Annotated in this window: 25 protein-coding genes; 18 read left to right on the forward strand and 7 right to left on the reverse strand. The window is 72.3% G+C overall.

Features of this window, described 5'->3' with window-relative positions:
* Positions 1-6 precede the first annotated feature (6 nt).
* Genes bioB through AQI70_RS30745 form a run of 4 tightly spaced genes read left to right on the forward strand, consistent with a single transcriptional unit; the run spans position 7 to position 3,897 of the window.
* Entirely contained in the window at positions 7-1,272 is a 1,266-nt protein-coding gene (bioB, locus tag AQI70_RS30730) for a biotin synthase BioB (RefSeq protein WP_062155722.1), read from the forward strand.
* Positions 1,265-2,545, forward strand: coding sequence for an adenosylmethionine--8-amino-7-oxononanoate transaminase (locus AQI70_RS30735; protein ID WP_062155723.1), 1,281 nt, complete (start codon positions 1,265-1,267; stop codon positions 2,543-2,545). The genes bioB and AQI70_RS30735 overlap by 8 nt, the downstream gene beginning before the upstream one ends.
* Before the next feature lies 1 nt (position 2,546).
* Positions 2,547-3,263 (forward strand): dethiobiotin synthase, encoded by a 717-nt coding sequence (bioD, locus tag AQI70_RS30740; RefSeq protein WP_062155724.1) that lies wholly within the window; start codon positions 2,547-2,549, stop codon positions 3,261-3,263.
* Between the two features lie 55 nt (positions 3,264-3,318).
* Positions 3,319-3,897: a hypothetical protein gene (locus AQI70_RS30745; RefSeq protein ID WP_062155725.1), complete on the forward strand. Its 579-nt coding sequence runs from the start codon at positions 3,319-3,321 to the stop codon at positions 3,895-3,897.
* 10 nt (positions 3,898-3,907) lie between these two features.
* Here AQI70_RS30745 and AQI70_RS30750 read toward each other — a convergent pair whose 3' ends face one another.
* Positions 3,908-6,439 (reverse strand): helix-turn-helix transcriptional regulator, encoded by a 2,532-nt coding sequence (locus tag AQI70_RS30750; protein ID WP_063801624.1) that lies wholly within the window; start codon positions 6,437-6,439, stop codon positions 3,908-3,910.
* A gap of 115 nt (positions 6,440-6,554) precedes the next feature.
* Between AQI70_RS30750 and AQI70_RS30755 the strand changes: the two genes are divergently transcribed.
* Both AQI70_RS30755 and AQI70_RS30760 read left to right on the forward strand, forming a co-directional pair.
* The gene (locus AQI70_RS30755) at positions 6,555-7,241 is read left to right on the forward strand and encodes an esterase/lipase family protein (RefSeq protein ID WP_062155726.1); all 687 of its coding nucleotides are present in this window, start codon (positions 6,555-6,557) and stop codon (positions 7,239-7,241) included.
* Positions 7,242-7,324: 83 nt separating this feature from the next.
* On the forward strand, positions 7,325-8,011 hold the full coding sequence (locus tag AQI70_RS30760) for a class I SAM-dependent methyltransferase (protein WP_062155727.1): 687 nt from the start codon (positions 7,325-7,327) through the stop codon (positions 8,009-8,011).
* 10 nt (positions 8,012-8,021) lie between these two features.
* Here the strand turns inward: AQI70_RS30760 and AQI70_RS30765 are convergent, their stop codons facing one another.
* Positions 8,022-8,396 carry a hypothetical protein gene (locus AQI70_RS30765; protein ID WP_062155728.1) on the reverse strand — a complete coding sequence of 125 codons (375 nt, stop codon included), beginning with the start codon at positions 8,394-8,396 and terminating at the stop codon, positions 8,022-8,024.
* A 4-nt stretch (positions 8,397-8,400) separates the two neighbouring features.
* Entirely contained in the window at positions 8,401-8,649 is a 249-nt protein-coding gene (locus AQI70_RS30770) for a hypothetical protein (protein ID WP_062155729.1), read from the reverse strand.
* Between the two features lie 190 nt (positions 8,650-8,839).
* On the opposite strand from AQI70_RS30770, the gene AQI70_RS30775 reads away from it, so the two are divergent.
* The 7 genes from AQI70_RS30775 (at position 8,840) to AQI70_RS30805 (ending at position 17,034) form a co-directional block, all read left to right on the forward strand.
* Positions 8,840-9,658, forward strand: a complete 819-nt coding sequence (locus tag AQI70_RS30775; RefSeq protein WP_062155730.1) for an ABC transporter ATP-binding protein — start codon at positions 8,840-8,842, stop codon at positions 9,656-9,658.
* Positions 9,659-9,662: 4 nt separating this feature from the next.
* A complete protein-coding gene (locus tag AQI70_RS30780) occupies positions 9,663-12,236 on the forward strand; it encodes an ABC transporter permease (RefSeq protein ID WP_062155731.1) in 2,574 nt (857 codons plus the stop codon).
* A 46-nt stretch (positions 12,237-12,282) separates the two neighbouring features.
* A complete protein-coding gene (locus AQI70_RS30785; RefSeq protein ID WP_062155732.1) occupies positions 12,283-13,173 on the forward strand; it encodes an LLM class F420-dependent oxidoreductase in 891 nt (296 codons plus the stop codon).
* Positions 13,174-13,236: 63 nt separating this feature from the next.
* On the forward strand, positions 13,237-13,662 hold the full coding sequence (locus AQI70_RS30790) for a GNAT family N-acetyltransferase (protein WP_062155859.1): 426 nt from the start codon (positions 13,237-13,239) through the stop codon (positions 13,660-13,662).
* Positions 13,663-13,806: 144 nt separating this feature from the next.
* Complete coding sequence (locus AQI70_RS30795; protein WP_062155733.1) at positions 13,807-15,147, forward strand: hemolysin family protein; 1,341 nt, start codon at positions 13,807-13,809, stop codon at positions 15,145-15,147.
* Positions 15,144-16,157: a hemolysin family protein gene (locus AQI70_RS30800; protein WP_062155734.1), complete on the forward strand. Its 1,014-nt coding sequence runs from the start codon at positions 15,144-15,146 to the stop codon at positions 16,155-16,157. Before AQI70_RS30795 ends, AQI70_RS30800 begins: the two co-directional genes overlap by 4 nt.
* Positions 16,158-16,251: 94 nt before the next feature.
* Entirely contained in the window at positions 16,252-17,034 is a 783-nt protein-coding gene (locus AQI70_RS30805) for an SGNH/GDSL hydrolase family protein (protein ID WP_062155735.1), read from the forward strand.
* A 291-nt stretch (positions 17,035-17,325) separates the two neighbouring features.
* On the opposite strand, the gene AQI70_RS39850 is transcribed toward AQI70_RS30805, so the two are convergent.
* Positions 17,326-18,138, reverse strand: coding sequence for a hypothetical protein (locus AQI70_RS39850; protein ID WP_208607476.1), 813 nt, complete (start codon positions 18,136-18,138; stop codon positions 17,326-17,328).
* Positions 18,139-18,690: 552 nt separating this feature from the next.
* On the opposite strand from AQI70_RS39850, the gene purB reads away from it, so the two are divergent.
* Together purB and mug are read left to right on the forward strand one after the other, a co-directional pair.
* Positions 18,691-20,133, forward strand: a complete 1,443-nt coding sequence (gene purB / locus AQI70_RS30815) for an adenylosuccinate lyase (RefSeq protein ID WP_062155737.1) — start codon at positions 18,691-18,693, stop codon at positions 20,131-20,133.
* 33 nt (positions 20,134-20,166) lie between these two features.
* The gene (gene mug / locus AQI70_RS30820; protein WP_062155738.1) at positions 20,167-20,736 is read left to right on the forward strand and encodes a G/U mismatch-specific DNA glycosylase; all 570 of its coding nucleotides are present in this window, start codon (positions 20,167-20,169) and stop codon (positions 20,734-20,736) included.
* On the opposite strand, the gene AQI70_RS30825 is transcribed toward mug, so the two are convergent.
* The 3 genes from AQI70_RS30825 to AQI70_RS30835 all read right to left on the reverse strand — a co-directional run bounded on the left by AQI70_RS30825 (position 20,723) and on the right by AQI70_RS30835 (position 22,865).
* Positions 20,723-21,136, reverse strand: coding sequence for a hypothetical protein (locus tag AQI70_RS30825; protein ID WP_062155739.1), 414 nt, complete (start codon positions 21,134-21,136; stop codon positions 20,723-20,725). The genes mug and AQI70_RS30825 overlap by 14 nt on opposite strands.
* A gap of 80 nt (positions 21,137-21,216) precedes the next feature.
* Complete coding sequence (locus tag AQI70_RS30830; RefSeq protein ID WP_062155740.1) at positions 21,217-21,942, reverse strand: ABC transporter permease; 726 nt, start codon at positions 21,940-21,942, stop codon at positions 21,217-21,219.
* Between the two features lie 2 nt (positions 21,943-21,944).
* On the reverse strand, positions 21,945-22,865 hold the full coding sequence (locus AQI70_RS30835) for an ABC transporter ATP-binding protein (protein WP_062155741.1): 921 nt from the start codon (positions 22,863-22,865) through the stop codon (positions 21,945-21,947).
* Positions 22,866-22,973: 108 nt separating this feature from the next.
* Between AQI70_RS30835 and AQI70_RS30840 the strand changes: the two genes are divergently transcribed.
* The 3 genes from AQI70_RS30840 (at position 22,974) to AQI70_RS30850 (ending at position 26,109) form a co-directional block, all read left to right on the forward strand.
* Positions 22,974-24,143 carry a sensor histidine kinase gene (locus AQI70_RS30840; protein WP_062155742.1) on the forward strand — a complete coding sequence of 390 codons (1,170 nt, stop codon included), beginning with the start codon at positions 22,974-22,976 and terminating at the stop codon, positions 24,141-24,143.
* A 14-nt stretch (positions 24,144-24,157) separates the two neighbouring features.
* Positions 24,158-24,820: a response regulator transcription factor gene (locus AQI70_RS30845; RefSeq protein ID WP_062155743.1), complete on the forward strand. Its 663-nt coding sequence runs from the start codon at positions 24,158-24,160 to the stop codon at positions 24,818-24,820.
* 131 nt (positions 24,821-24,951) lie between these two features.
* Entirely contained in the window at positions 24,952-26,109 is a 1,158-nt protein-coding gene (locus tag AQI70_RS30850) for an ROK family protein (RefSeq protein WP_079051549.1), read from the forward strand.
* The last annotated feature ends 162 nt before the right edge of the window (positions 26,110-26,271 follow it).

The raw sequence follows: 26,271 nt of genomic DNA on the forward strand, positions 1-26,271 counted from the left end.
GTCCCCATGGACCTGCTGAACACGCTGGTGGACAAGGGGCTTCGGCGCGAGCTGCCGACCCGCGAGGAAGCGCTGGCCGTCCTCGCCACTTCCGACGACGACCTGCTCGATGTGGTGGCCGCGGCCGGAAAGGTACGCCGTCACTGGTTCGGCCGGCGGGTGAAACTCAACTACCTCGTCAACCTCAAGTCGGGCCTGTGCCCGGAGGACTGCTCCTACTGCTCCCAGCGGCTCGGCTCCACCGCCGGCATCCTCAAGTACACCTGGCTCAAGCCGGACGAGGCGTCCAAGGCCGCGTCGGCCGGTTTGGCGGGTGGCGCCAAGCGGGTGTGTCTGGTGGCCAGCGGGCGCGGTCCGACGGACCGCGACGTCGACCGGGTCTCCGAGACCATCAAGACGATCAAGGAGCAGAACGAGGGCGTCGAGGTGTGCGCCTGCCTCGGTCTGCTCTCCGACGGCCAGGCGGAGCGCCTGCGCGAGGCGGGCGCGGACGCGTACAACCACAACCTCAACACCTCCGAGGGCACCTACGCGGACATCACGACCACGCACACCTACGCCGACCGTGTCGACACCGTGCAGAAGGCGCACGCGGCCGGTCTGTCCGCCTGCTCCGGCCTGATCGCGGGCATGGGCGAGAGCGACGAGGACCTGGTCGACGTCGTCTACTCGCTGCGTGAGCTGGACCCCGACTCGGTACCGGTGAACTTCCTGATCCCGTTCGAGGGCACCCCGCTGGCCAAGGAGTGGAACCTCACCCCGCAGCGCTGTCTGCGGATCCTCGCGATGGTCCGGTTCGTGTGCCCGGACGTCGAGGTGCGCATCGCGGGCGGCCGTGAGGTGCATCTGCGCACGATGCAGCCGCTGGCCCTGCACCTGGCCAACTCGATCTTCCTCGGCGACTACCTCACCAGCGAGGGCCAGGCGGGCAAGGCCGACCTGGAGATGATCGCCGACGCCGGCTTCGAGGTGGAGGGCGCCGACCAGGTGACGCTGCCGGAGCACCGGGCGACGGCCGGGGGCGGGTGCGGCTCGCACGAGAGCGCGGGGTGCGGGTCGCAGGAGAGTGCCGGGTGCGGGTCGCAGGAGAGTGCTGGGTGCGGCACTGCCGAGAGTGCCGGATGCGGGTCCCATGAGAGCGCCGGGTGCGGGTCGCACGAGGGGGGCGGTGTGTGCGGTACGGCCGCCGGCGCCCCGGCCAACGAGCCGCGCCCCGACCTGGTCGCCGTACGCCGCCGTGGCGCCGGAACGGACCTCGCGCCCAATGCCTGACCTGAGCGTGCCAGAGCTGCTGGCGCTCGACCGGCGGCACGTCTGGCATCCGTACGGCCCCATGCCCGGCCGGATCGACCCGCTCGTCGTGGAGTCGGCGAGCGGGGTGCGGCTGAAGCTGGCGGGGGGTTCGGGCGAGCTGGTCGACGGCATGTCGTCCTGGTGGTCCGCGATCCACGGCTACAACCACCCGGTGCTCAACGAGGCCGCGCACGAGCAGCTGGCGCGGATGAGCCATGTGATGTTCGGCGGGCTCACGCACGAGCCCGCCGTACGGCTGGCGAAGCTCCTTGTCGACATGTCGCCCGACGGCCTGGAGCATGTCTTCCTCGCCGACTCCGGGTCGGTGTCGGTCGAGGTCGCGGTCAAGATGTGCCTGCAGTACTGGCGTTCCCTGGGCCGCCCCGGCAAACAGCGGCTGCTGACCTGGCGGGGCGGCTACCACGGCGACACCTGGCAGCCGATGTCGGTGTGCGACCCCGAGGGCGGGATGCACGAGCTGTGGACCGGCGTGCTCCAGCGCCAGGTGTTCGCGGACCCGCCGCCGGCCCAGTACGACGAGTCGTACGCCGACCATCTGCGCTCCCTGATCGAGCGGCATGCGCACGAACTGGCGGCGGTGATCGTCGAGCCCGTCGTCCAGGGCGCGGGCGGGATGCGGTTCCACTCCCCTGCGTATCTGCGGGTGCTGCGGGAGGCGTGCGACGCGCACGACGTGCTGCTGGTGTTCGACGAGATCGCGACCGGGTTCGGGCGCACGGGCGCGCTGTTCGCGGCGGACCACGCGGCGGTGACGCCGGATGTGATGTGCGTGGGCAAGGCGCTGACCGGCGGCTACCTGACGTTGGCCGCCACTGTGTGCACCTCACGCGTGGCGGACGGGATCTCGCAGGGCGAGGTGCCGGTCCTGGCGCACGGACCGACGTTCATGGGCAACCCCCTGGCTGCCGCCGTCGCCTGCGCCTCGATCGAGCTGCTGCTCGGCCAGGACTGGCTCGCCGAGGTCAAGCGGATCGAGGCGGGGCTGCGGGAGGGGCTGGCCCCCGTGGCGGGCCTGCCGGGCGTGCGGGACGTGCGGGTGCTCGGCGCCATCGGCGTCGTCCAGCTCGACCACGCCGTGGACATGAAGGCGGCGACGGACGCGGCCGTGCGCGAGGGCGTGTGGCTGCGGCCGTTCCGCGACCTCATCTACACGATGCCGCCGTACGTCACGGGCGACGCGGACGTGGCACGGATCGCCCGCGCGGTGTGCGCGGCGGCGAGGGAGGGCTGACATGCCGGTACTGGTGATCACGGGGACGGGCACGGAGGTGGGCAAGACCGTCACGACGGCCGCGGTTGCCGCGGCCGCGGTGGCGGCGGGCCGGTCGGTGGCGGTGCTGAAGGCCGCGCAGACAGGCGTACGGCCGGATGAGCGCGGGGACGCGGACGAGGTCGCGCGGCTCGCGGGAGCCGTGGCGACGGCCGAACTCGCCCGGTTTCCCGATCCGTTGGCCCCGGCGACGGCCGCACGGCGGGCCGGCCGGACACCGGTGCGTCCGCAGCAGGTCGCCGAGGCCGCCGCCAAGCTGGCCGCCGAGCACGACCTGGTGCTGGTGGAGGGGGCGGGCGGACTGCTCGTCCGCTTCGACGAGGCGGGTGGGACGCTGGCGGACGCGGCCGAGCTGATGGCGGCGCCGGTGCTGGTGGTGGCGTCGGCGGGGCTCGGCACCCTGAACACGACGGAGCTGACGGCACGTGAACTGCGCGGCAGACGGCTGGACCTGCTGGGCGTCGTGATCGGCAGCTGGCCCGCCGCGCCGGATCTGGCGTCGCGTTGCAATGTCGCGGACCTGCCGGACGTGGCGGGGGCGCCGCTGCTGGGTGCCCTGCCGGCGGGTGCGGGGGCGCTGGCACCGGCCGACTTCCGGGTCGCGTCACCGGGTTGGCTGGCGCCGCGGCTGTTCGGGACGTGGGACGCGGAGGGGTTCCGGGCGCGGGAAGCGCCCTGAGGCCTGCTACGGGTGACGCTGCCGGGGTGTCAGACCCTCGTGCCATGCTCTGATCATGGTCAATGCAGACGCGGTCGAAGACCGGCACGACGACGAGGCGGCTCCGGCACCGGCATGGGCGGGAAGGCCCACCCCCGACGAGTGGGCCGGTCTGATCGCGGAGTGGGACGAGATCCGGCAGGGCTACCACCTCGGCGATACACCGGGGAGGGTGCTGGAGTGCGCGAGAAACGTCGAGGCGAGCGTGGCAGCCGGCGGACCGGACACCGCGCTCTGGACCCTCGGGCTGGTGCTCATAGGCCCTTATGTGATCTACGCCCGCCCGGACGCGGCGGCCGAGGCCCGGGTGCTGAAGGCGATGAGCGCCGTCGAGCGGGCTCTCGGGGAGACGCCCTGTGCCCATGACGAGCATCCTTGCGACGACATGCCGCTCGACGACGAGCTGGACAACCTCCGGTACGTCCTGGAGATGCTGGCCCGGCCGGAGCGGGACGCCGCCCACGAGGCGTCCCTGGCCGACGAGGAGCTCCGGCCCGACGAGGACTCCGAGAACTGGTTCGAAGGCCGGATGACCCGGGAGATATGGGCCTGTCCGCGGAACCTCGCCGGGTTCGCCCGCGCCTTCGCCGACTGAGCCGGAGCGGCTAGCACGAACCTCCCTCCCCGCTCTCGGCGAGGAGCCGCACCAGTTCGATGCGGGAGCGGATCCCCAGGCGGGTGAAGACGCCTCGCAGGTGGTGGTCGATCGTGCGCGGGCTCAGGGCCAGGCGGGCGGCGATCTCACGGTTGGTGGCGCCCTCGGCGGCCATACGGGCGACCAGGAGCTGTTGGGCCGTGAGGCGGGCGGTGGGGTTGTCGGGGGCGGTCGGCGCGGGGGCGGCCGGGGTGCCCAGGGCGCGGAGTTCGGTGCGGGCCTGGGCCGCGCAGTGCGGAGCACCGAAGGAGTCGAACGCCTCCAGGGCGCTGTGCAGACGGTCGCGTGCCTCCGTACGGCGGCGCAGTCGGCGCAGCGCGCTGCCGAACAACAGCTCCGTGCGGGCGCGTTCGAAGTCCCGGGTGCCGTGGGCGTGCAGGTCGAGTGCCGTGCGGTAGTGGTCCACCGCTTCCTCGCCGGGGGCGAGCAGGGCACGGCAGCGGGCGCTGAGGGCCAGGTCGTCGGGGCTGCGCACGGCGCTCGCCCAGCGGTGGTAGTCGGCGTGCGCGACGCGGGCCACCCGGGTGTCGCCGGTGCGGACGGCGGCCTCCACGTAGTGCGGGGTGGCCAGGTGGCGGATGGCCCGGTGGCCGTGGCCCGGGCCGAAAGCGGCCAGGGCGCGCAGTCGGGTGGCCGCGGCGGCGTACCGGCCGCTGCTCAGGTCGAGGAAGGCGAGCGCCCAACGGGCGAGGGCGGCGGGCAGGCCAAGACCGTGGGCGAGGGCGTACGACCGTGCCGTCGCGGCGCGTTCGCGGCAGACGTCGGCGTCTGCGGTGAGCGCCGCGAACATGGCGAGGGCGGCCTGCAGATGGCAGGCGCCGTTGTCCTGACCGGTGGCGTGGGCCTGCCACAGCGCGTCCGCCGCGGTGGCCTCGCCCGCCCTGGGACGCCCCGTCCAGAAGTCGGCGTAGGCACGGAACTCCATCGCCTGCGCCACGGTCACCGGAGTGCCCCGGGCCCGGGCGGAAGCGACCGCGCGGACCGTCGCGGTGGCCGCGCGGGTGTGGTCACCGAGGAGCAGGGCGGCGATCCCGGCGTGGATGAGGACCGTGGGGTCACCGCCCGGCCCACCGCGCCCCGCCGCCGCCTGCAGCAGGTCGCGCGCGTCCTCGTACCGCCCGTCGAAGGCGGCCACGAGCCCGCTCAGCGTGCCCGGCGGCACGACGCCGAGCCGATCGGCGAGACGGGCGGCCTCTCGCAGCCGACGTACGTCTCCGGTGTAGATGGCGGCTTCGGTGGCTCGGGCGAGGAGGTGAAGGGCGGGGGTGAGGGGAGCGGGGGCGAGGGAAGCGGGGAAGAGGGGGGCCGAGGTGAGGGGGTTGAGGGGGGTGGGGACGACGGGGGCTGGCGTAGCGGTGGCTGCGCCTACGGCGGCTGACGCGGTGGTGGCTGTATCGACGGTGGATGGCGTAGTGGTGGTGGCTGGCGTAGTGGTGGTGGCTGCGCCGTCGCCTGCTGACGCGTTGGTGGCTGCATCGACGGCGGCTGACGCATATGCGGCTGTGCCAACGGCGGCTGACGTACAGGCGGCTGTACCGCCCCCGGCCGACGGTGCAGGCGCCGTGTCGGCGGCGGTCGTTGCGGGCCCCGGCGCAGTGGGGGCGGCCGAGGATTGGGAGGCCACGGCTGTCAGCAACGCGTCGAACGCCTCCGACGCGTTCCCCGCCCGCAGGGCGAGCACCCCGCTCAGTGCGTCGTCGGAGAGGGCGGCGGCCAATCTGCGGGCCCGGTCCCCGTCGCCCGACTGCCAGGCGTACCCGGCGGCCCGGGCCAGCAGGCGGGTCCGCTCGGACGGGTCGGGGCACAGCGCCGCGGCCCGCTCCGCCAGGGCCCGCGCCAAGGGAAGCCGCCCCGCGGCACCCGCCCTGTCCGCCGCCCCGCCGAGCTCCGCCGCGAGCCGCCCGCTGGGGCCGAGCGCCCCCGCACCCCGGTGCCAGGAACGCCACGGCGTCTCGCCCTCGCCGCGCAGCACCCGGACCAGCAGGCGGTGGACGTCGCGGCGGTCGGCCGGGGAGCCCGTCTCGTAGGCCGCGATCCGCGTCCACGCGTCGCGGAAGACCACTCCGCCCGCTCCCGCGTGTGCGACGCCGGCCACCTCGGCGGCGTCCAGGCGCCGGGTGTCGAGGCGGGCGGCCACGACGGCGCGCAGAAAGGCGTCGGTGCGGACCGGGTGCTGGTCGGCCGCGGCGAGCAGCAGCAGAAGGCGTGTGTCGTCCGGCAACGCCCTGATCTCCGCCCGGCGTTCGCGCAGCAGTGTCAGGGCCAGTTCGGCCGGTTCGGCGGGGAGCGGGTCGTGTCCCGCGCGCTGGCGGTCGGTCAGGCGCGGGACCAGTTCGGCTGCCGCGCGCGGATCGCCGTACACGGCACGCAGCACCCGAACGCGGACGCCTTCCGGGAGGGTGGCGGCCAGCCGGCGCCACGCGTGCGTGCCCTGCGGTGGCGAAGTGCGACCGAGATGCGGGGGGTTCACCGGAGTCACCACACAAGTGACGTTACTGGCGAGTTAATTGAACCGTAAAGACCGGCGATTTCGCCGATGCGGCGCGCGTAGACCCGGCTCGACACTCCTGACAACCCCACACGTTTCAGGAGGCATCATGCAGCGCCACAAGCGTCGCATCGCCACGGCCCTGACGGCTCTGGCCTCATCGCTCCTTCTGTCACTCTCCCTCTCCCCCACCCCGGCGCACGCCGCGACCCGCGATCCCGTCGTCTTCGTGCACGGCCTGAGCAGCTCGTCGAGCAGCTGGAACGACTGGGTCGGCTACTTCAAGGCCGACGGCTACACCTCCGCCGAGCTGAACGCCTGGTCGTACGACTGGGCCCAGTCGAACGCCACGACCGCCCGGCAACTCCAGACCGAGATCAGAAACGTGCTCTCCCGCACCGGCGCCTCCAAGGTCGACCTGGTCGTCCACTCCATGGGCGCGCTCAGCTCCCGCTACTACCTCAAGAACCTCGGCGGGACGGCCTACGTCGACGACTTCGTCTCGACCGCCGGCACGAACCACGGCACGAGCACCGCCTCGTGGTGTGCGTGGCTGTACACCTCCTGCGCGGAGATGAACACCGGCAGCTCGTTCCTGACCGCCCTGAACTCCGGTGACGAGACCCCGGGCAGCGTGTCGTACGCCAGCTACTGGTCGAACTGCGACGACGCGCTCACGCCCGACACCACCGCGATCCTCAGCGGCGCGACGAACGTCGAGGTCGGCTGTGTCTCGCACACCGACATGAACAACGATCACGGCGTGTACGAGCAGGTGCGCGACTTCATCGGCTGAGCGAGAGCGACGGCGACAGCGGGGGTGCGGCGGGCCCGTACGGGGGAGAATCGGGGTAGGCCCGTCCTGCCCGGGAGGTTCCCATGGCCCTACGGCCCGCCGGCTCCGGCAAGGTGTCACGGGATGCCGTGCACCACCCGCTGTTCGCCCGCTTCTACGCCCGGATCAGCGTCAACGCCGAGACGCGGATGGGCATGGGCGGTGTCCGCGACCGGCTGCTGGCCGGGCTGTCCGGCCGGGTGATCGAGATCGGCGCGGGCAACGGTCTGAACTTCGCCCACTATCCGGGTGCGGTCTCGGAGGTCGTCGCGATCGAACCGGAGCGTGTGCTGCGGAAGTTGGCGGTGGAGTCCGCGCTGCGGGCCGGGGTGCCGGTGGACGTGGTGCCGGGCGCGGCGGAGGCGCTGCCGGTCAAGAGCGAGGCCTTCGACGCGGTGGTGCTCTCGCTGGTGCTGTGCAGCGTGCGGGACGTGCCGCGGGCGCTCGGTGAGGTACGGCGGGTGCTGCGGCCCGGCGGTGTCGTGCGGTTCTTCGAGCACGGCCGGGGCGGCGGGCGCGCGATGACCTTCACCCAGCGGGCGCTGGACCGGACGGTGTGGCCGGTGCTCAACGGCGGCTGTCATGTCTCGCGCGACCCGGTCGCGGCGCTGCGGGACGCCGGCTTCGAGCTCGGCCCCTACCGGCGGGTGATGATGCCGGAGAAGGGGCCGACGCTGCCCACGTCGTACTGCGTACTGGGCACGGCGTGGCGTCCGCGGCTCGGCGAGTAGCCACCGCCTCTCACAGGCTCCACTGCCGCAGTTCCCGCGCGATGTCGTGCACCGAGGCCTCACCGCTCTTCACCAGCCGGGCCAGCTCGCGCACCTGCTCGGGAGAGGTGACGACCTTCAGGCCGCTGGCGACGAGGTAGGCGTAGGCGACGGCGGAGGCGAACAGGGCGTTGGAGCGCTCCAGCGCGGGGACGTGGATGAGCAGTTGGAGGAGGGCGGCGGCCCGGGCGTGCGGGGTGTCGTAGACGGGGACGTCGAATATCTCTGCCTGATGGCGTGCTACGGCGGCGACGAGGGCGCCCCAGTCGGTGACCTGGGGATCCCCCGGTGTCCTCTTCTCGGCGAGCATCAGCAGCCAGGCAAGGTCGATGTTCAGATTGTTCAAGGGATCAGTGGCGACCTTCGCGCGTGCGGTCCGACGGGGCGCCGTCGGGGCCGAACTCCTCGGCGAACACCGACTCGTACTGCTTCATGAAATCGGCGGCGGCCTCCACGAACGTATGACCGACCTCGCCGGTGTCCTTCCTGACCAGCTCCTCGATGTAGCGGTTGACGCTCATGCCTCGGGCCAGGGCGCGCTCGCGGGCCGCCCGGGCGGTGCCCTCGTCCACTCTCACGTTCAACTGGGTCTTCGCCATACCTCGAAGCTAGCGCCGGGGTGCTAGCACCGGCAAGGGGCCACCGACGGGTGGAGAGTGCCCCTTACATCGACATCAGTGGCCCGACCTGGGGCGGAGACGGACCGGGACCTGGGGAGGATTCCGGGTGTGCACTGGATCACATTACGCTCGGCGGGGAGGAGTCCGTGATGTCCGTGAGGAGGCGGTCTTGTCCACAGCAGCTGCGCAGCACACTCCGGGGCCTGCGTCGGCCGACGGGACAGCGGCCCGCGCCCGCGGGCTGACCAAGGCGTACGGCTCGGGCGAGACGACGGTGCTCGCCCTCGACTCGGTGGACGTGGACATCACGCGCCGGCGTTTCACGGCCGTGATGGGGCCGTCGGGCTCCGGCAAGTCCACGCTGATGCACTGTCTGGCGGGTCTCGACAACGTCTCGGCGGGGCAGGTGTGGCTCGGCGACACCGAGATCACCGGCCTGAAGGACCGGGAGCTGACCCGGCTGCGGCGGGACCGGATCGGGTTCATGTTCCAGTCGTTCAACCTCATCCCGACCCTGAACGCGGCCGAGAACATCACCCTGCCCATGGACATCGCGGGCAAGAAGCCCGACGAGAAGTGGCTGGACCAGGTCATCGACACGCTGGGCCTGCGGGACCGCCTGAGGCACCGTCCGTCCCAGCTCTCCGGCGGCCAGCAGCAGCGCGTCGCCTGTGCCCGCGCGCTCGCCGCCCGGCCGGAGCTGATCTTCGCGGACGAACCGACCGGCAACCTGGACTCGCGGGCCGGCCTGGAGGTACTCGGCTTCCTGCGGGAGGCCGTCGACCAGCTGGGCCAGACCGTCGTCATGGTCACCCACGACCCGGGCGCCGCCGCCCACTCCGACCTGGTGCTCTTCCTGGGCGACGGGCGGATCGTGGACGAGATGGAACGGCCGACGGCGGAGGCCGTGCTGGAGCGGATGAAGCGTTTCGACGTGATCCGCGGCCAGTCCGACGGCCGCGGGCCCACGTCGTCCGAGGAGCGCTGACCCCGTGCTGAAGGCGACGCTCCGGAGCTTCCTCGCCCACAAGGGACGGCTGCTGCTCTCCGCCCTGGCGGTGATCCTGTCCGTGGCGTTCGTCGCGGGCAGCCTGATCTTCTCGGACACGGTCGGCCGCACCTTCGACCGGCTCTTCGCCTCGACCGCCGCCGACGTCACCGTCACCCCGAAGGAGACCCTCGACGAGACGGTGCCCTCCGGACAGACGCTGACCCTGCCAGCCGCGCTCGCCGACCGCCTGGCCCGGGTCGACGGCGTCGCAGCGGCCCGGGCGGAAGTGGACGTGGACGGCATCACCGTCGCCGACGAGGACCGCGAGTCGGTGAGCCCGACCACGGGCGCCCCCACGATCGGCACCGCCTGGAACCCGACCGAGCGCAGCCCCGTGGAGCTCACCTCCGGGCACGCCCCGAAGGGCGACGCGCAGGTGCTGATCGACGCGGACACCGCCGACAGCAAGGACGTGCGGATCGGAGACCGCCTCACGGTCATCGGGCAGGAAGGTTCCTTCCCGGTCGAGGTCGTCGGCATCGTCACCTTCACCACCACCAACCCCGGGGCGGCGCTGGTCTTCTTCGACCCGCCGACCGCGCAGACGAAACTCCTCGGCGACCCGAAGGCGGCCACCAGCATCTCGGTCGACGCGGCCGACGGCGTCGGCGACGCCGAGCTCAAGCGGCGCGTGGCCGCCGCGCTCGGCCCCGGCGCCGACACCTACGAGCTGCGCACCGCCGAGGAACAGGCGGAGTCGGACGTCGAACAGCTGGGCGGATTCCTCGACATCATCAAGTACGTCATGCTCGGCTTCGCCGGGATCGCCGTGCTCGTGGGCGTGTTCCTGATCGTCAACACGTTCTCGATGCTGATCGCCCAGCGCACCCGCGAACTGGGCCTGCTGCGGGCGCTCGGCGCCGACCGGCGCCAGGTGCGGCGTTCGGTCCTCACCGAGGCGCTGCTGCTCGGGCTGGTCGGCTCGACGGTGGGCCTCGCGGCCGGGATCGGGCTGGCCGTCGGACTCATCGAGCTGATGGGTCTGATGGGCATGAACATCAGGGCGACGGAGATGGTCATCGGCTGGGGAACGCCGGTGACCGCGTACGTCGTCGGCCTCGGCGTCACCTTCGTCGCGGCGTACCTGCCGGCCCGGCGCGCGGCGGGCGTCTCGCCGATGGCGGCCCTCGCGGACGCCGAGATCGCCGACATCGGACGGCCGCTGCGGCTGCGCGCGGTGGTGGGCTCGGTCGTCGGGGCGGCCGGTGCGGCGGCGCTGGCGGGCTGTGCGGTGTCGTCGGAGACGTCGTCGGCTGCGTCCCTGCTCGGTCTCGGCGTCATCATGACCCTGATCGCGACCGTCGTCGCGGGACCGCTGCTCGTGCGGCCCGTGATCCGGGTCCTGGGCGGGGCCTTCCCCGCGCTGTTCGGCTCGGTCGGCCGGATGAGCCAGCGCAACGCCCTGCGCAATCCGCGCCGTACCGGAGCCACGGCCGCCGCCCTGATGGTGGGCCTCGCGCTGGTGGGCGGGATGTCGGTGGCGAGCGCCTCGATGACCGAGTCGTTCGACGAGCAGATCGACAAGACGCTCGGCGCCGACTTCGTGGTGCAGAACGGCAACTTCGTGCCGTTCCCGCGGGAGATCACCGAAAGGATCCGGGACACCGAGGGCGTGGGGCTCGTCGTACGCTCGCAGTTCACGACGGTCTCGGTGCGCCTCCCGGACGGCGACCGGGTGAAGACGACCGCCGCGGGTTACGAACCCGAGCTCGACGAGGTCGCCAACATCACCTACGCCCAGGGCGACACCCCGGCCGCGCTGGCGAGCGGCCACCTCGCCATGGACAAGGACTTCGCCGAGGATCACGGCGCAGGCGTCGGCGACACGCTCCCCGTCGAGTTCCAGGGCGGGCGCACGGCCGAGCTGACCGTGGGCGCCCTGACCGACCAGGAGACCGCCGAGGGGTTCGGCACCCAGGGCGGCATCTACTTCGGCCTGGCCACGCTTGAGAAGTATGCGCCGGGCGGGCAGGACGCGGCCGTGTACGTCAACGCCGCCTCCGGTACGAGCGCGGGCGATCTGCGCGCCGGCCTGGAGGCGACGCTCGACCCCTATCCCCAGGTGAAGGTCCGGGACATCGCCGACTACAAGGAGCTGGTCCACGACCAGATCGCCGTGCTGCTCTACCTCGTGTACGCCCTGCTGGGGCTCGCGATCATCATCGCCGTGCTCGGCGTGGTGAACACCCTCGCCCTGTCGGTGGTCGAGCGCACCCGGGAGATCGGGCTGCTCAGGGCCATCGGGCTCGCCCGGCGGCAGCTGCGCCGGATGATCCGGCTGGAGTCGGTGGTGATCGCCGTGTTCGGCGCGGTCCTGGGCCTGGCGCTGGGGCTGGTGTGGGGCGTGTGCACCCAGCAGGTGCTGGCGTTGCAGGGCATGACGGCGCTGGCCGTCCCCTGGGGCACGATCGTGGCGGTGGTGATCGGCTCGGCGGTCGTGGGCGTCGTGGCGGCGCTGCTGCCGGCGTTGCGTGCATCGCGCATGAATGTGCTGGCGGCCATCGCGCACGAGTGATGGAATCGCGGCAGCCGCTCAAGTCACCTGAAGGCGAGGAGAGTTCATGCCGCGTCCGTTCCGTTTCGGCGTCAATCTGATGACCCCCGCTCCGACGGGTGAGTGGCGGGCCAAGTGCCGCCGGGCCGAGGAACTCGGTTACGACGTGCTCCTGGTCCCCGACCATCTGGGCATGCCGGCGCCGTTCCCGGCCCTGGTCGCGGCGGCCGAGGCGACCGAGCGGCCACGACTGGGCACGTTCGTGCTCAACGCGGGCTTCTGGAATCCGGCCCTGCTCGCTCGCGAGGTGGCGACGACCGACGCCCTGACGGGCGGGCGCCTCGAACTCGGGCTGGGCGCGGGCTACGTACAGGCCGAGCACGACAGCGCGGGGCTGCCCTTCGGCACTCCCGGCGAGCGCGTGGACCATCTGCGGCGCACGGTCGAGGAGCTGGAGCGGCTGCTCGGATCGCCGGATCATCAGCCGCGGCCGGTACAGGAACCGCGCGTACCGCTGCTGATCGGCGGAAACGGCGACCGTGTGCTGCGGCTGGCCGCCGAGCACGCCGACATCGCGGCGTTCGGGGGCGCGTACCCGGACCCGCGGAGCACGACCGGCCGGCTGCTGCCGATCACGGCCGAGCAGTTCGACGAGCGGGTGGCCCGGTACCGGAAGTTCGCGGCGAGCCGGGCCGAACCGGCGGAGCTGAACCTGCTCGTGCAGATGGTGGCCGTCACCGAGGACCGCGAGGGAACCGTCCAGCCCCTTCTCGACCGTGTGCCGGAACTGACCCTGACGCAGGCCTTGGAACTGCCCATCCTGCTGATCGGCACCCTGGAACAGATCGTCGATCAGGTGCTGGCACGGCGCGAGCGGTACGGGTTCTCGTATCTCACGGTCCTGGAGCCGTACATGGAGGCGTTCGCGCCGGTGATCGAGCGGCTGCGCGGCAAGTAGCCCGGACCGTCCGGATACTGGAATTCCGTACCCGGCTCCGCCACCCGTGATGTGATCCACGGCATGACTGATCTGCGGATACGGCCCGCGATGGCCGACGACCTGGACACCGTGCTGGCCTTCTGGAAGACGGCCGCCGAGGGCACGAGCATCAGCGACGACCGGGACGGCGTGGAGCGGCTGATCGCCCGTGATCCCGAGGCGCTGATCCTGGCGGAGCTGGAGGGCGAGCTGGTCGGCACGGTGATCGCGGGCTTCGACGGCTGGCGCTGTCATCTGTACCGGCTGGCGGTGCACCCGGAGCGCCGCCGCCGCGGCATCGGCTCAGCCCTGCTGGCCGCCGCGGAGGAGAGGTTCGTACGGCTCGGAGGGCGCCGTGGGGACGCGATGGTGCTGCGGCGCAACGAGACGGCGCATCATGCGTGGCGCGCGGCGGGGTACACGCCCGAGGAACACTGGCGGCGGTGGGTGAAACCCCTCGCCGACTGAAACACTTTGCCTGTCCTTTACTATTGGCGGGCCGCTTCGGTCCTCCAATGAAAGGTGTGAGCGTCCGCCCATGGGCGAGCCTCCCAGTACCCGACATCGCGCGATCCTCCCCACCCTGTCCCACCATGGGACGGAGGTGACCCGATGACCGAAGTGCTCCTCCTTCTGGTGGCGATCCTGCTGTCGCTCGCCTGTGGCGCCTTCGTCGCGGCCGAGTTCTCCCTGACCACGGTCGAGCGCAGCGAGCTCGTGCACGCCGTGGAGCGCGGCGAACGGGGCGCGGCCGGCGCCCTGAAGGCCGTACGGAATCTGACGTTCCAGCTCTCCGGCGCGCAGCTCGGCATCACCGTCACGAACCTGGTCGTCGGCATGCTCGCCGAGCCGTCGATCGCCTCGCTGATCGCGAGCCCGCTGGAGTCGCTCGGCATCGCCCACCCGGCGGCGGAATCGATCGCGCTGGTGATCGGCACGGCCCTGTCGACCGTCATGCTGATGGTGGTCGGCGAGCTGGTGCCCAAGAACTGGGCGATCTCCTCGCCCCTGGCCGTGGCCAAGCGGGTGGGGAACGCCCAGCGCTGGTTCAGCGCGATCTTCCGCCCCTTCATCACCCACCTCAACAACACGGCGAACCGCGTGGTGCGCCGCTTCGGCCTGCACCCCACCGAGGAGCTGGCGGCCGTGCGCGGGCCCCAGGAACTGGCCGCCCTCGCCCGGCACTCCGCCCGGGAGGGCGCCCTGGAGCCGGACACCGCCGAGCTCTTCGTCCGCACCCTGAACCTGGCCGACCTGACGGCGGAGAACGTCATGACGCCGCGCGTCCAGGTCATCGCCCTGGAGGCCCAGGCGACCTGCGAGGACGTGGCGAACGCGACGCGGGCCACCGGACTGTCCCGGTTCCCGGTCTACCGCGGCAGCCTCGACTCGGTCGTGGGCACCGCGCACATCAAGGACATCCTGACGGTGCCGGCCGAGCGCCGCCCCCGTGTCTCCGTCGCCGAGCTGATGCGCGAGCCGCTCCTCGTCCCCGCGACGCTCACCGTCGACCGGCTCCTCGACCGGCTCTCCGGCAAGCGCACCATGGCCGTGGTCATCGACGAGTACGGCGGTACGGCCGGCGTGGCCACGCTGGAGGACATCGTCGAGGAGGTCGTCGGCGAGGTACGCGACGAGCACGACCCGCACGAGACGCCCGACCTCGCCCCCGCGGGGAGCGACGACGAGGGCCGGGCGCTGTACTCGGCCGACGGTTCGGCCCGGGTGGACCAGCTCGCCCGCGTCGGCCTGAGAGCGCCCGACGGGCCGTACGAGACCCTGGCCGGTCTCGTCGCGACCGAGCTCGGCCGTATCCCCGCCGTGGGCGACCGCGTCGAGGTCGGCGGCTGGCGGCTCGACGTCGTGGACGCGGCGGGCCACCGGGCCGCGCGGGTCCTGCTGCACGCGCCGTTCGACGACTCCGCCGAGGACGAGAAGGAGGGCGGGCGATGACCGCCGTACAGCTGTTCATCGGTTTCCTGACGCTGGTCGTCAACGCCTTCTTCGTGGGCGCCGAGTTCGCACTGATCTCGGTTCGGCGCTCGCAGATCGAGCCGTACGCCGACGAGGGCGACCGGCGCGCCAAGAGCGTGCTGTGGGGTCTGCGGCATCTGTCCGCGCTCATGGCGGCCGCCCAGCTCGGCATCACGCTGTGCACTCTGGTGCTCGGTGTGGTCGCGGAACCCGCCATCGAGCACCTGCTGGAGCCGGTGTTCCACGCGGCGGGCGTGCCGGAGAGCGCCGGGCACGTGGTGTCCTTCGTGATCGCGCTGACGCTGGCCACGTATCTGCACATGCTGCTCGGCGAGATGGTGCCGAAGAACATCGCGCTGGCCGAGCCGGTGCGCAGCGCCCTGCTGCTCGGTCCGCCGCTGGTCGCGATGGCCCGGGCGGTGCGGCCGGTGATCTTCACGATCAACGCCTTCGCCAACGCGCTGCTGAAGCTGCTGCGCGTCGAGACCAGGAACGAGGTCGCCGCGACGTTCTCGGACGCCGAGCTGGCCCGGCTGGTGCGCGACTCCGGAGAGGCCGGCCTCATCGACGAGCGTGCGCGCGAGCGGCTGCACGACGCCCTGGAACTGGGCCGCCGGCCGGTGCGTGACGTGGTGCTTCCCCTGGAAGCCGTCGTCCACGCGCGCGTGGGCGTCACGCCGGAGGAGCTGGAGCGGCTGTCGGCCGAGTCGGGCTTCTCCCGCTTCCCGGTCGTCGACGCGGGGCGCCGCATCGTGGGCTACCTGCATGTGAAGGACGCGCTGGACGCCTCCCCGCGGGACGTCCCGTTCCAGGTGCGGGACATGCGGCCCATCGCGCGCGTGCGGGAGAGCACGCCGCTGGACGACGTGCTCACGGCGATGCGGGGCAGCCGTACGCATCTGGCGGCCGTACTGGGCGGCGACGGGCGGCTGGCCGGGATGGTGACCATGGAGGACGTGCTGCGGGAGCTGTTCGGCCAGCGGGCCTGACAGGCGGGTTCGAGGCGAGCCCGACGGTCTCGGGCGGCCGGCGCCCGGGCCGACCGACCGCTGGGTATGGAGCCCGGATACCATCTGTGTCGCCATGCAGACGAACCCCACTCACACCAGCCTCGTCGCGGTCGGCGACTCCTTCACCGAGGGCATGTCGGACCTGCTCCCGGACGGCTCCTACCGGGGCTGGGCCGACCTGCTCGCCGGGCGGATGGCCGCCCGCACGCCCGGCTTCCGGTACGCCAACCTCGCGGTGCGCGGGAAGCTGATCGGGCAGATCGTCGAGGAGCAGGTCGACGTGGCCGCCGCGATGGGCGCCGACGTGATCACACTCGTCGGCGGGCTCAACGACACCCTGCGGCCCAAGTGCGACATGGGGCGGGTGCGCGGTCTCCTGGAGGAGGCCGTGGAGAAGCTCGCCCCGTCCTGCAAGCAACTGGTGCTGATGCGCAGCCCGGGCCGCCAGGGACCGGTCCTGGAGCGGTTCCGGCCCCGCATGGAGGAACTGTTCGCCTGCGTCGACGAGCTGGGCGAGCGGCATGGCGCGGTCGTCGTCGACCTGTACGGGGCCCCGTCGCTCGGCGACCCTCGCCTGTGGGACGTGGACCGGCTGCATCTGACGGCGGAGGGGCATCGCCGGGTCGCGGAGGCGGTGTGGCAGGCGCTCGGCTGCGACCCCGAGGACACCGAGTGGCACACGCCGATGCCGGCCACGCTGCCGCCCGGGTGGGTCGCCCGGCGGATCGCGGACGTGCGGTTCGCGCGTCAGCATCTCCTGCCGTGGATCGGGCGACGGCTGACGGGCCGCTCGTCCGGGGACGGGCGGCCGCCCAAGCGGCCGGAACTGCTGCCGTACGAGGGGCTGGCGGCGTAGGCCCTCGGCGATGCGGGGGCCATGCCGGGGGCCATGCCCGGCGCGGGACCCGGCCTCCGGTCACAGCCTCCGGTCACAGCCGGCGGTCCGGTCACCGCTGCGGCAGGGGCCGCGCCGCGCCCGGCCGCCGTGCGGGTGCTTCCTCCCGTCCTGGGCCTGCCCCGCGCTGCCGGGCAGCCCGGTGAGCACTCCCCGGACGGACGACCCCGCCCACAGGGTGCGCGCCGTCGCCCGGCAGCCCGGGTACACCGAGCCGCACGGTCCCTGCCCACGGGACAGGGACCCGGTGCGCTACCGACGGAACGAGATCCGGCCTCGCCGGTACAGGACGGTTCCGGCGATCAGCAGCGCCCCACTGGCGGCCACGCCTGCGATGACGCCCTCAGCGCCGGTCTCGGGCATCTTCGGCTTCTCGGGCTTCGACGGAGGAGGCGTCGGCTCGGGCGAAGGGGTGGGCTTGTGCTTCGGCGGGTTGCTCTTGGTGGGTGTGGGCTTGGGCTCCTTGCCGTAACCGTAGCCGTAGCCACTCGACTCCTCGTCGCCGTAGCCGTAGCCACTCGACTTCTCGTCACCGTAGCCGTAACCGCTCGACTTCTCGTCACCGTAGCCGTAACCGCTCGACTTCTCGTCACCGTAGCCGTAGCCACTCGACTTCTCGTCACCGTAGCCGTTCGACTTCTCGTTGCCGTAGCCATGGCCACTCGACTTCTCGTTGCCATAGCCGTGGCCACTCGACTTCTCGTCGCCGTAGCCATAACCGCTCGACTTCTCGTCGCCGTAGCCGTGGCCGCTCGAACCCGCGCCGTGCCCGGACGTGCCGAATTCGGGCACGCGGATTCCCGCGGCGGGATCCATCCGGTCCAGCTCGCCGAGCTTTTCGTTCAGCTCACTGAATTTGTCCTGCATCTCGCTGAATTTCTCATCCATCCCATTCAGCTGGTCCAGCCCGTCCGAGTCCCAGGGATCCGTGCGGCCCGACAGTGCGGCGGCGGAGACCACGGCCCCATGCAGGCGGGGGGCCGCGGACGCGCATGTCCCGTACAGAGACAAGGCGCTTGTCGCGGCGGCAGCCACGATCAATCCCTTGGTCAGGCTCTGTCGCATTCTCGTTGTCTTCCTCTCAGGCGGAACGGGGGAAGCCGACGTCAGTCGTTGACGCGATCTTGTCGATTGCCGCGATTCGCAGGGTCCTCGCAGGAACCGTGATGCCGCGCGTGCAAACTCGCCACGACCTGCCGACTATGAACGAGAGAGGGAGCCCCCAGGAAACCGGGACGCGTTGACGGCCTGGGAATTCACCCGATCGCCCGTCTGCGCGCGACCGCCACACCCGCCCGGACCCGTCGGCCGGACGCGGCAGCGGCTGCTCGCCAAGCTCGAACCCACACTCGACAGCCCGTCCGAGCGTCTGTCGGCGGGCGAGTTCACCGGCCCGGAATTCCCGCCGCTGCACAGCAGCGCGTCTTCTGCGAATACCGCAGAAATTGCGCGACTCGCTGTTACCGAATGGGGATTAGCCGATCGAGTACGGACCGGCGCCCGCAGAAAACTCTCAGGGCGAGCTGACGGCCGCCGGTCGGTTCGCGTCCCACCTGCGCTGTCCGGACCGTATGGACCAGCCGGAGGCCATCCGGGCGCCGGGTAAACTCCGTACACGTGACTTCTGCGCCCGCCAAGCCCCGCATTCCGAACGTCCTCGCCGGACGCTACGCCTCCACCGAGCTCGCCACGCTCTGGTCGCCCGAGCAGAAGGTGAGGCTGGAGCGTCAGCTCTGGCTCGCCGTGCTGCGGGCCCAGAAGGACCTGGGGATCGAGGTGCCGGACGAGGCGATCGCCGACTACGAGCGTGTCCTCGACACCGTCGACCTGGCCTCGATCGCCGAGCGCGAGAAGGTCACGCGGCATGACGTGAAGGCGCGGATCGAGGAGTTCAACGACCTCGCCGGGCACGAGCACGTGCACAAGGGCATGACGTCCCGCGATCTCACTGAGAACGTCGAGCAGCTCCAGATCCGCCTCTCGCTGGAGCTGATGCGCGACCGTACGGTGGCCGTGCTGGCCCGCCTGGGCAAGCTGGCCGGTGAGTACGGCGAGCTGGTCATGGCCGGCCGCTCGCACAACGTCGCCGCGCAGGCCACGACGCTGGGCAAGCGGTTCGCGACGGCGGCCGACGAGCTGCTCGTGGCCTACGGCCGGGTCGAGGAGCTCCTCGGCCGCTACCCGCTGCGCGGCATCAAGGGCCCGGTGGGTACGGCGCAGGACATGCTGGACCTGCTCGGCGGGGACGCGTCCAAGCTGGCGGAGCTGGAGAGCCGTATCGCCGGGCACCTGGGCTTCTCGCAGGCGTTCACCTCGGTCGGCCAGGTCTACCCGCGCTCGCTGGACTACGAGGTCGTGACCGCGCTGGTGCAGCTGGCCGCGGCGCCGTCCTCGCTGGCGAAGACGATCCGGCTGATGGCTGGGCACGAGCTGGTGACCGAGGGCTTCAAGCCGGGCCAGGTCGGCTCCTCCGCGATGCCGCACAAGATGAACACCCGCTCCTGCGAGCGCGTCAACGGCCTCATGGTGATCCTGCGCGGCTACGCTTCGATGACCGGCGAGCTGGCGGGCGACCAGTGGAACGAGGGCGATGTGTCCTGCTCGGTGGTGCGCCGGGTCGCGCTGCCGGACGCGTTCTTCGCGCTGGACGGTCTGCTGGAGACGTTCCTGACGGTCCTCGACGAGTTCGGCGCCTTCCCGGCGGTCGTGGCGCGTGAGCTGGACCGTTACCTGCCGTTCCTGGCCACCACCAAGGTGCTGATGGGCGCGGTGCGCGCGGGGGTCGGCCGTGAGCTCGCGCACGAGGCGATCAAGGAGAACGCCGTGGCCTCCGCGCTGGCGATGCGCGAGCAGGGCGCCGAGCGCAACGAACTGCTCGACAAGCTGGCCGCCGACGAGCGCATCCCGCTCGACCGCGCCGCGCTGGACGCGCTGATGGCCGACAAGCTGTCCTTCACGGGCGCCGCGGCCGACCAGGTCGGCGTCGTCGTGAGCCGGATCGAGGAGATCGTGAAGCAGCGCCCGGAGGCGGCGGGGTACACGCCCGGGGCGATCCTCTGACCCGCGGCCCCGGAAGCTGACACACCGCACGCCATGGCACGCTTCACCCCGGCCGAACTGGAAGCCGCCCGCGACCGACTCGTCCCCGACGTGGTCGCGGACGGCCTTCACGTGCTGTTCTGTGGCATCAACCCCGGTCTGACGACGGCCGCGACGGGCCATCACTTCGCCCGGCCCGGCAACCGTTTCTGGCCGGTGCTGCATCTGTCCGGCTTCACGCCGAGGCTACTGAAGCCGTCGGAGCAGCGGGAGTTGCTGTCCTACGGGCTCGGCATCACGAACGTCGTCGCACGGGCGACCGCGCGGGCCGACGAGTTGAGCGCCGAGGAGTACCGCGAGGGCGGGCGGCTGCTGGCGACCAAGGTGGCACGGCTGCGGCCGCGTTGGCTGGCCGTGGTGGGGGTGACCGCGTATCGGGCGGCTTTCGGCGACCGCAAGGCCCAGGTGGGTCCGCAGGAACGGATGATCGGGGACACGCGCGTGTGGGTGCTGCCGAATCCGAGCGGGCTGAACGCGCACTGGACGGCGGCGACGATGGCGGAGGAGTTCGCCCGGTTGTGGGTGGCGGCGACGGCCGAGGGCCAGGAGATCACGGCGGGTTGACGTCCGTGACGGCGGCCCACAGCCGGGGCTGCTCGTCGGCGTCCCGGTCGGCGACCGCCAGGGCGACCCAGCGACCGGTGCCTTTCGCCTCCCACGCGCGCAGCTCGTACGCCAGGGCGCCGAGCGTGGCCCAGGGCTCGGATATGTCCTCGCCGCGGGCCATGCGCTCGCCGAGGGTGGCGGTCCCCCACCGCGCCGGCTCTCCGTGCCGCGCGGTCAACCGCTCGGCGACGGCCGCCTCGTAGGCGTAGCAGTCGTCCGGGCTCTCCCAGTCGTCCGGCCCTAACGGGACGATGCGGTAACCCGGTCCGCCCATGCCGGCGTCCGTCCCGCCGTGCTCCGCGGGGAGGTCCCGGGCGCACAGCAGGTCGATCAGGGCGAGGTCGTCCACGATGTCCATGTGATCCAGTAAAGCGGCCGGCACTGACAATTGGCGGGGCGTCAGCCTGCCGTACGTCTCCGACCGAGTCGGCGCTGCGGTCAGGCGTCCCGCCGCCGTACGCTCCAGGCCCCCGCCAGCATCGCGGCGACCGTCCACAGCGCGGTCACCATCAGTCCCGACCAGGGGCCGAGGGTGCCCTCGTACGTCTGGTGCAGGACGATCTGGCCCGCCTGGTCGGGCAGGAAGTCGGCGACGGTGCCCGCGGCGTCGTCGATCACGAACGACACCACGAGGATGAACGGGATCAGGACGGAGAGCGTGGCGACGCCGCTGCGCAGCACGGCGGTGAGGCCGGCCGCCGACAGCGCCATCAGCGTGACGTAGATCCCGCAGCCGACGACCCCGCGCACATCCTCGGCCACGGTGAGCCCGCTCGCTGCGGAGCCCAGTCCCGCCCTCGCCACCACGAGGGCGGCGAAGGCGGTGGCCAGTCCGACGAACAGCGTCGGCACGGCAATCGCCGTCAGCTTGGCGACGAACCACCGTCCGCGCTGGGGAACCGCGGCGAGCGACAACCGGAGCGCACCCCCGTGATACTCCGCCGACACGGCCATCGCGCCGAACGAGATGGCCGCGATCTGTCCCGGCAGGACGCCCGACAGCGCCGTGAAGAGGGGGTCGAACTCCGGGTCCGAGGTCCCGGAGGCACCGGCCAGCGCCGAGAACGCGGTGGTCCCGGCGAACAGCGCCAGCAGTGCTCCCGGCAGCGAGCGCAGGGTGCGGATCTTGAGGAACTCCGCGTGGAGCACGGGTGGGGATGTCATGGTCAGGCCTCCTGGGGCTGTGCGGTGAACTCGGCTTCGCCGGCAGTCAGATCGAGGTAGGCCTGCTCCAACGTGCCCTCCTCGGGCGCGAGTTCGAGGAGGGTGACGCCCGCCTCCGCGGCCATGCGGCCGATGTCGTCCACACGCGCGTGGCGCACGCTCCAGTGACCGTCCTCGTGCTGGACCGCGTCGTGGCCGTACCGGCTGAGGGCGGTCTCGAGTGCGGCGGCGTCCGTGGTGCGGATACGGACGCGGGGCTCCACGCGCGCGTGGATGAACGCCCGCATGGGGGTGTCGGCGAGCAGGCGGCCCCGGCCGAGGACGACGAGGTGGTCGGCGAAGGACGCCGTCTCGTTCATGAGGTGGCTGGAGACCAGGACCGTGCGACCCTCCTCCGCGAGCCGGCCGAGCAACTCACGGATCCAGATGATGCCTTCGGGGTCGAGACCGTTGGACGGCTCGTCGAGCATGACCACCTCGGGGTCACCGAGGAGGGCGGCGGCGATCCCGAGCCGCTGGCGCATGCCCAGGGAGTACGTCTTCACCCTGCGGCGCGCCACCGATGCCAGCCCCGTCTCCTCCAGCACCGCGTCGACGCGCCGGTTCGGGATGCGGTTGCTCGCCGCCAGGACGCGCAGATGGTCACGGCCGGTGCGCGAGCCGTGCGCGGCCTGGGCGTCGAGCAACGCGCCCACATGGCGCAGGGGTTCGTTCAGGGTCGGATAGGCGCGGCCCCCGACCATGGCGGTTCCGGAGGTCGGCCGGTCCAGGCCGAGCACCAGCCGCATGGTGGTGGACTTCCCGGCGCCGTTGGGGCCGAGGAAGCCGGTGACACGGCCGGGCTCGACACGGAAGGTGAGGTGGTCCACGGCCCGGCGAGTGCCGTACTCCTTGGTGAGGTCCTGGACGTCGATGCTGGTCATGGCAGCCAGCCTGGCCGCTGGGGCGGGCCGGATCCTCCCCCGCCGGTGGAGAACGGCTCCCCCGTGCGGGGGAGGTCCGTTGTCAGTGGCGGCTGGCACGATGACGAAATGGTCCGCCTGCTGCGCCCGTTCGGTCGGGCGGTGACGTACACACGACTGCTGCATCTGGGCATCGCCGTCGTGTGGCCGGCCATGTGGCTGTTCATCGAGGACGCCTGGTGGACCTGGGCGGTGGCGGCCGCGGCGCTCGCCCCGGCCGGGCTCGTGCCCGCGATGCGCACCGTGGAGGGGCTGCAGGCCAGGCTGCTGCTGACCGGTCACCGGCACGACAGTGAGAGCACCGACATCGTCGTCGCGCCGTCCGCCTCCTGGAGCGACCGGGGGCGGCTCGTGCTGTGGCTGGAGATGCGGCTGCTGCTCGGCTGCGCGACCTGGCTGTTCACCGTCCAACTGCTCCTCACTTCGGTGGACTCGGTGTCGGCGGCGTTCGGCCGTGACAGCGACGCAGGCGAGCTGTTCCGCCTCGGCGGCCACGACTGGTGGCACATCCTGCTCGCGCCCGTGGCGCTGCTCGTGCTGGCGGTGACCTTGGTCGCGTCGGGCCACCTCATCACCGCGCTCGCCCACCGCCTCCTGGGCCCCTCCCCCGCCGAGCGCCTCGCCGCCCTGGAGGAGCGCACCGAGCAGCTCCTGGAACGCACGCGCATCGCCCGCGAACTCCACGATTCCATCGGCCACGCCCTGACGGTGGCCGTGGTGCAGGCCGGAGCCGCGCGTGCGGCAGGCGATCCCGCCTTCACCGACCGGGCCTTGGACGCCATCGAGGAGACCGGCCACGCCGCCCTCGAGGACCTGGAACGCGTCCTGGGCGTCCTGCGCGAGTCGGAGCGGCCGGTCAGCAGCCGGCCGACGCTCACGGACGTCGGCCGGCTGCTGGAGTCCGCGCGTGCCTCCGGTGCGAAGGTGGAGGCCGATGTGACCGGGCCCCTGGACACCGTGCCCGGGCCGGTCTCCCGGGAGGGTTACCGCATCCTCCAGGAGTCGCTGACCAATGTGTTGCGGCACGCGGGATCCGTCCCGGTCCGGGCCCGTGTCGCCGTCGCTGCCGGCACGCTCACCCTTGAGGTCCGTAATCCGCTCACCGCCGAGATACCGGGGCCCGGCCGGGGCAGCGGGCTGCGCGGCATACGCGAGCGCGCCGCCCTGCTGGGCGGCCGTGCGCGGACCGGCCCCGACGAAGGTGAGTGGCAGGTGCTTGTTGAGCTGCCGATCGGTTGATCTACGCTGGCCGGATGCCGGTCACCGTTCTCCTGGTCGACGACGAACCCCTCGTACGCGCCGGTCTGCGCGCCGTGTTGGAGGCGCAGCCGGACATCGAGGTCGTCGGGGAGGCGGCGGACGGGGCGGCGGTGATTCCGCTGGTCCGGCAGTTGCGGCCCGATGTGGTCGCCATGGATGTGCGGATGCCGCTGCTGGACGGGATCGAGGCCACACGCGCGGTGCTGCGGACGGTCGACGACCCGCCGAAGATCGTCGTCATCACGACCTTCGAGAACGACGAGTACGTGTACGAGGCGCTGCGGGCCGGTGCCGACGGTTTCCTGCTGAAGCGGGCGCGGCCGGCCGAGATCGTGCACGCGGTCCGGCTGGTCGCCGAGGGCGAGTCACTGCTGTTCCCGGCCTCGGTCCGGCAGCTCGCCGCTCGGTACGGCGACGAGGCCGGGAACCTGGCGGCGCGCGCCCTGCTGGAGCGGGCCCGGCTGACCGGGCGGGAGGCCGAGGTGCTGCGGCTGATGGCGCGCGGTCTGTCGAACGCGGAGATCGCCGCCCGGCTCGTGGTCGGCACCGAGACGGTGAAGTCGCATGTGAGTGCCGTGCTGGCGAAGCTGGGGGCGCGTGATCGCACCCAGGCGGTGATCACGGCGTACGAGTCGGGTTTCATGGCGCCCGCGTGATCCGCGCAGGCGGGTGAGCGACGCGGCCTGGCGCGGACCGGCCGGTAGGTGGGTGGGTGCCCATGACTCGCCGGGGTCGGCCCTGGCGAGTACCATCCGGCCCACATGCGCACGAGCTGGGAGGACGGACGTTGGGGCGGCTGACCGGCGGGGATCCCTCGCTGCTGCGAAGGATCAATTCGGCGGTGGTACTGCACGCGCTGCGTGCCACGGACGCCGCCACGCTGACGGAGATCACCCGGGTGACCGGACTGTCCCGGCCGACCGTCGAGGGCGTCGTCGAGGGGCTCATCGAGGCGGGGTACGTCATCGAGAAGGCGGCCGACGAGAGTGTCGTCCGGCGCCAGGGGCGGCCCGCGCGGCGGTTCCGGTTCCGCGCCGAGGCCGGTCATCTGCTGGGCCTGGACATCGGGTCGCATCGGGTCGCCGCGCTCCTCGCCGACCTGGACGGCCGCGTGCTGGGCTCCATCGCCAAGGATGTCGAGGAGACGGCCCCGGCCGATGAGCGCCTGGAACGGCTGCGCACCGCGGTCGCGGAACTGCTGCGCCGGGCCGGGGTCGCACGCGGGTCGCTGCGGGCCGTGGGGGTCGCGACGCCGGGCATCGTCGACGCGGACGGCACCGTGCGGCTGGGTGCCGCGCTGCCCGAGTGGACGGGGCTGCGGCTGGGCGAGCGGCTGAGCCGGTCCTTCAAGTGCCCGGTCCTGGTGGAGAACGACGCCAACGCGGCGGCCGTCGCCGAGCACTGGAAGGGCTCCGCCACCGAGTCCGACGACGTGGTGTTCGTGCTGGCGGGGCTGAGCCCGGGCGCCGGCGCACTGATCGGCGGGCAGCTGCACCGGGGGTTCGGCGGAGCGGCCGGTGAGATCGGCGCGCTGCATCTGCTGGGCCGTGAGGCCACCCCGGAGACCCTGCTGTCCACCACGGACGAGCCGCTGCGCCCCCTCGACGAGCATGCCGTCGCCAAGGTCTTCGCGCAGGCCCGCGAGGGCGACCAGCGGGCCCGCGCGGCCGTCGACCGCTTCATCCAGCGCCTCGTCCACGACGTGGCCGCGCTCGTCCTCGCCCTCGACCCCGAACTGGTCGTCATCGGCGGCTGGGCGGCCGGTCTGGACGGCGTCCTGGAGCCGCTGCGGCGCGAACTGGCCCGCTACTGTCTGCGCCCGCCGAAGGTGGCCCTGTCCCTGCTCGGCGAGGCGGCGGTGGCGACGGGCGCGCTGCGGCTCGCCCTCGACCATGTGGAGGAGCAGCTGTTCGCGGTGGAGGGGACGGTCACGGGGCGGCGCTGAGGGGATCGGGCCGAGGGCCTGGTGTGGTCGGTGGCAGCTGGACCCATGCGCCGGCGGCTGAGTACCATGCGCCGCCGCGGCACCGTGGGGGCCGGTCCGAGCAGGAGGCGCGTCGGCAGCCGCCGGTCGTGTGCCCGGGAGCGGGGGTGCGGACCGGGACGC

This window comes from Streptomyces curacoi (assembly GCF_001513975.1).
GTDB classification, from domain to species: domain Bacteria; phylum Actinomycetota; class Actinomycetes; order Streptomycetales; family Streptomycetaceae; genus Streptomyces; species Streptomyces curacoi.

Excerpts from the sequence above, each read along its gene's own strand:
- bioD (WP_062155724.1), top strand. The coding sequence starts at position 2,547 with ATGCCGGTACTGGTGATCACGGGGACGGGCACGGAGGTGGGCAAGACC.
- AQI70_RS30800 (WP_062155734.1), top strand. The coding sequence starts at position 15,144 with ATGACCGCCGTACAGCTGTTCATCGGTTTCCTGACGCTGGTCGTCAAC.
- mug (WP_062155738.1), top strand. The coding sequence starts at position 20,167 with ATGGCACGCTTCACCCCGGCCGAACTGGAAGCCGCCCGCGACCGACTC.
- AQI70_RS30760 (WP_062155727.1), top strand. The coding sequence starts at position 7,325 with ATGGCCCTACGGCCCGCCGGCTCCGGCAAGGTGTCACGGGATGCCGTG.
- AQI70_RS30735 (WP_062155723.1), top strand. The coding sequence starts at position 1,265 with ATGCCTGACCTGAGCGTGCCAGAGCTGCTGGCGCTCGACCGGCGGCAC.
- AQI70_RS30845 (WP_062155743.1), top strand. The coding sequence starts at position 24,158 with ATGCCGGTCACCGTTCTCCTGGTCGACGACGAACCCCTCGTACGCGCC.
- AQI70_RS30755 (WP_062155726.1), top strand. The coding sequence starts at position 6,555 with ATGCAGCGCCACAAGCGTCGCATCGCCACGGCCCTGACGGCTCTGGCC.
- AQI70_RS30830 (WP_062155740.1), bottom strand. The coding sequence starts at position 21,942 with ATGACATCCCCACCCGTGCTCCACGCGGAGTTCCTCAAGATCCGCACC.
- AQI70_RS30835 (WP_062155741.1), bottom strand. The coding sequence starts at position 22,865 with ATGACCAGCATCGACGTCCAGGACCTCACCAAGGAGTACGGCACTCGC.
- AQI70_RS30805 (WP_062155735.1), top strand. The coding sequence starts at position 16,252 with ATGCAGACGAACCCCACTCACACCAGCCTCGTCGCGGTCGGCGACTCC.
- AQI70_RS30770 (WP_062155729.1), bottom strand. The coding sequence starts at position 8,649 with ATGGCGAAGACCCAGTTGAACGTGAGAGTGGACGAGGGCACCGCCCGG.
- AQI70_RS30745 (WP_062155725.1), top strand. The coding sequence starts at position 3,319 with ATGGTCAATGCAGACGCGGTCGAAGACCGGCACGACGACGAGGCGGCT.
- AQI70_RS30825 (WP_062155739.1), bottom strand. The coding sequence starts at position 21,136 with ATGGACATCGTGGACGACCTCGCCCTGATCGACCTGCTGTGCGCCCGG.
- bioB (WP_062155722.1), top strand. The coding sequence starts at position 7 with ATGGACCTGCTGAACACGCTGGTGGACAAGGGGCTTCGGCGCGAGCTG.
- AQI70_RS30840 (WP_062155742.1), top strand. The coding sequence starts at position 22,974 with ATGGTCCGCCTGCTGCGCCCGTTCGGTCGGGCGGTGACGTACACACGA.
- AQI70_RS39850 (WP_208607476.1), bottom strand. The coding sequence starts at position 18,138 with ATGCGACAGAGCCTGACCAAGGGATTGATCGTGGCTGCCGCCGCGACA.
- AQI70_RS30785 (WP_062155732.1), top strand. The coding sequence starts at position 12,283 with ATGCCGCGTCCGTTCCGTTTCGGCGTCAATCTGATGACCCCCGCTCCG.
- AQI70_RS30790 (WP_062155859.1), top strand. The coding sequence starts at position 13,237 with ATGACTGATCTGCGGATACGGCCCGCGATGGCCGACGACCTGGACACC.
- AQI70_RS30795 (WP_062155733.1), top strand. The coding sequence starts at position 13,807 with ATGACCGAAGTGCTCCTCCTTCTGGTGGCGATCCTGCTGTCGCTCGCC.